Source organism: Sphingosinicella sp., assembly GCF_052387495.1.
In the GTDB taxonomy this organism is placed as follows: domain Bacteria; phylum Pseudomonadota; class Alphaproteobacteria; order Sphingomonadales; family Sphingomonadaceae; genus Allosphingosinicella.
In genome coordinates this window covers 1-3516 of the sequence record NZ_JBQTJC010000062.1, presented here as the reverse complement: position 1 = coordinate 3516, position 3516 = coordinate 1, and the positions used below count along the sequence as shown (strand labels likewise).

The 3516-nt window shown below is 72.7% G+C and carries 4 protein-coding genes; 2 read left to right on the top strand and 2 right to left on the bottom strand.

Going from position 1 to position 3516, the window contains the following annotated elements:
- Together ACT4N8_RS03470 and ACT4N8_RS03465 are read left to right on the top strand one after the other, a co-directional pair.
- Positions 1-772, top strand: a 772-nt coding sequence (locus ACT4N8_RS03470; RefSeq protein ID WP_444856746.1) for a S41 family peptidase, incomplete at its 5' end; no start/stop codon positions are given.
- Between the two features lie 28 nt (positions 773-800).
- Complete coding sequence (locus ACT4N8_RS03465; RefSeq protein WP_444856745.1) at positions 801-1478, top strand: peptidylprolyl isomerase; 678 nt, start codon at positions 801-803, stop codon at positions 1476-1478.
- Positions 1479-1485: 7 nt separating this feature from the next.
- On the opposite strand, the gene ACT4N8_RS03460 is transcribed toward ACT4N8_RS03465, so the two are convergent.
- Positions 1486-2646, bottom strand: a complete 1161-nt coding sequence (locus tag ACT4N8_RS03460; protein ID WP_444856744.1) for a deoxyguanosinetriphosphate triphosphohydrolase — start codon at positions 2644-2646, stop codon at positions 1486-1488.
- A 12-nt stretch (positions 2647-2658) separates the two neighbouring features.
- The coding region (locus tag ACT4N8_RS03455; protein ID WP_444856743.1) for an SPOR domain-containing protein at positions 2659-3516 on the bottom strand (858 nt) is incomplete at its 5' end.

Here is a 3516-nt window from a genome sequence, read left to right as displayed (position 1 = left end):
GACCCGCTACGGTGTCCAGGTCATCAACGACAATGGCCGCCAGGTCGGCTACATCAATCTGCGCACCTTCATCTCGACCGCCGACCCGGCGCTGCGCGATGCCTTCGCGCAGTTCCGCGCCGCGGGGATCACCGAGATTGTCTTCGACCTCAGGTACAATGGCGGCGGACTGGTTTCGACCGCGGAGCTGATCGGCGACCTGCTGGGCCGGAACCGCTCGACCTCGGACGTCTTCAGCTTCACGACCTTCCGGCCGGAGAAGGCGCAGTTCAACGACACGCGCACCTTCCAGCCGCGCGCGGAATCGATCGCGCCGACCCGGATCGCCTTCATCGGCACCGGCAGCACCGCTTCGGCGAGCGAGCTCGTGATCAATTCCTTCATCCCCTATCTCGGCGCCAATGCCGCGCTGATCGGTGCCAACACCTACGGCAAGCCGGTCGGCCAGATCGCGGTCGACCGGGCGGCGTGCGACGATCGCCTCCGCGTCGTCGCCTTCGCCACCCAGAACGCCTCGCGCCAGGGCGCTTATTATGACGGCCTCGCCGCCACGGTGGGCGCGAGCTGCCAGGCGGCGGACGATTTCAGCCGGCCGATGGGCGACCCACTTGAGGCCTCGACCCGCCAGGCGCTCGATTTCCTCGCCGGGCGGAGCTGCACCGCGATCAGCACAGCGACCTCGCCGACCGCGCTGCAACGCCCCGCGCGGCAGGAGATGCTGGCCCCCGCCCGGCCGAGCGTCGCGCAGCGCGAGGTGCCCGGGCTGTTCTAGCCCGCAAGACTGTTGCATCCATCGGCGCATGATTCGCCCGCTCGCCCGTCTCGTCCTGCTGACCCTGCTCGCCGCCGGCTGCGGCGAGGGCGCGCCGCCCATTCAGCAGGAAGCCGAGCGCGAGGGCACGCCGCTCAGGGTGCAGGCGGCCGAGCGCCCGCCCCCACCGCCTGCGACACAGGAGCGCGGGCTGGTCCGGGTGCGGCTGGAGACCGAGGCGGGGGGAATCGTGCTGCTGCTCGACGGGCGGCGCGCGCCGGTCACGGTGACCAACTTCCTGCGCTATGTCGACGCCGGCCGGTTCGACGATACCAATTTCTACCGCGCGGCGCGGACGCGCGGGCATGAGGGGCGCGGCTTCATCCAGGGCGGCATTCATCGCAATTATCGGCTGATGTTCCACCCGATCGCGCACGAGCCGACCAACGAGACCGGGCTCAGCCATGTCGAAGGCGCCATCTCGATGGCACGGAGCGCGCCAGGCAATGCGATGGGCGAATTTTTCATCACCACCGCCGCGATCACCCAGATGGACGCCCAGGACGGCCGCCCCGGCTATGCCGCCTTTGGGCGGGTGATCGAGGGGATGGACGTGGTCCGGACGATCCTCGCTTCGGAGACGGTGCCCAATGCCGGCCGCGGCGCGATGCGCAATCAGATGATCGACCGCCCGGTCCGGATCATCTCGGCGCGACGGATCGAGTGAGGGGCGATCAGAAGCCCTCGGGCAGATCGGCCGGGCCGACCAGCTCCTCATAGCGGCGGATCGCGTAGCGGTCGGTCATGCCGGCGATGAAGTCGCCGATCGCGCGCATCATGGCCGGTTGATCGTTCGTGGCGGGCCGCCAGAGCTCGGGGAGGCGCCGGGGATCGCCGCGATAGGCGGCGAAAAGGCCGGCGAGGACTTGCTGCGCCCGGCCGCGCACCGCCTGGACCGGCACGGCATCGTACATGCGGGCATGGAGAAAGGCCTTGAGCGCCCGCTCCTCGTCCCGCAGCGCGGCGGAGAAGCCGGAGAGCGAGCGGCCGGCGCCGCGCACCTCGTCCGCGGTGGCGACGCCCGCTTCGGCGACCCGGCGCCGCGTCTCCACCAGCACGTCGTTGACCATTAGCCCGATCAGGTCGCGGATCAGCTCTGGAACCAGCCGGGCCTCGTCGACGCCCGGAAAGCGGTCGCACACCGCCCGCCAGCGCGCGGCGACGAGCGGCACCGCCAGCACCTCGTCGAGCGCGAACAGGCCGGCGCGCAGGCCGTCGTCGATGTCGTGATTGTCATAGGCGATGTCGTCGGCGATCGCGGCGAGCTGCGCCTCCAGCCCCGGCCAGGTGGCGAGATCGAGCGGGAAATCCGCGTCCGCCTCGGCGAGCGCCCAAGGCGGGTCCGCGACCGGGCCGTTATGCTTGGCGAGCCCCTCCAGCGTCTCCCAACTGAGGTTGAGCCCGTCATGGCGCGGATAGGGGCTTTCCAGCTTCGTCAGCAGCCGGATCGTATGGGCATTGTGGTCGAAGCCGCCCCCCTCGGCCATCGCCGCCTGCAGCACGTCCTCGCCGGCATGGCCGAAGGGCGGGTGGCCGATATCGTGGGCGAGGCAGAGCGCCTCGGTGAGATCCTCGTTGAGGCCCAGCGCCCGCGCCATCGTCCGGCCGATCTGGGCGACCTCGAGGCTGTGGGTGAGCCGCACCCGGAAATGATCGCCGTCGGGCGCGACGAAGACCTGGGTTTTGTGGCGGAGACGGCGGAAGGGGATCGAATGGATGATCCGGTCGCGGTCGCGCTGGAACGCGTCGCGCGGGCCGCGGGTGGCGCGCTCCTCCTCACGATGCCGGCGGCCGCGGCTGCGGGCGGGATCCGAGGCGAGGCGGGCGAGCGTCATGCCCGGGCGGGCTTACCGCCCGGCCGGGAGCCGCACAATCTCCTGCCCGGCGGGGCTGGTCCAGGCGAAGGCCGAAACGTCCTCGGCCGCGAGCCGGTTGACGAAGGCCTGCGCCTCGCGCGCCGAAGCAAAGGGGCCGACGAGGAGGCGGTTGGTCGCGTTGAGCGGGGTCGTCCAGGCGGGGCGGCCATTGAGCAATTGCGGCGCGAGGCCGCGCAGCCGGGCGAATTCGCGCGGCAAGGTGGCGCGATTGGCGCCGCCCGCGACCTGCACCCAGTGGCGGCTGGGATGGGCGGGCCGGGCCGGGCGGCGAGCCGCGCGCTGCTCGGCCGTCCGCGCCGGCGCGCGCGTCGCCTGCGCCGACTGGCGGGAAGCCGCCGCGCGGCGCTCATTCTCCCGCGCCAGCGCATCGCGGATCTGCCGCTCGGTCGGTCCCTGAGGCGCGGGAGCAGGCGGCGGAGGCGGCGGCGGTGCGGCGCGTTCCGTCGGCAGGCGGTTCACCAGCGCGGCGATGTCGGCGAGGCCGGTTTCCGCCTCGGCGGGCGGCGGCGGCGCGGTGGGTTCGGGCTGCACGCCCTGCGGGGTCAGCGAGAAGCCCGGCAGCGGATCCGATTGCGCGGTCGCGGGGCCGGCGAAGGACGGCGCGGGCTCGGTGCCGAAGCGCCGCGGCGGCGGGGGCGTGGCGCGCTCCGGCTCCGGCTGGAAACGCTGGACGGGCGGCGAGTAAACCGGGACGTTGCGCGGCGGGCTCGCCTCGGCGACCGCGATCCGCTCGCGCGGCGGCGGCGCGCCGGGGCCCGGCCCGCGCGGCGCCGGCCGGATGACGCGGGGACGCTCGGAACTGTCGTTGAGCACAGTGCGGCGGCGCCC

Coding starts and splice junctions, on each gene's coding strand:
- ACT4N8_RS03460 (WP_444856744.1), bottom strand. CDS start 2,646: ATGACGCTCGCCCGCCTCGCCTCGGATCCCGCCCGCAGCCGCGGCCGC.
- ACT4N8_RS03465 (WP_444856745.1), top strand. CDS start 801: ATGATTCGCCCGCTCGCCCGTCTCGTCCTGCTGACCCTGCTCGCCGCC.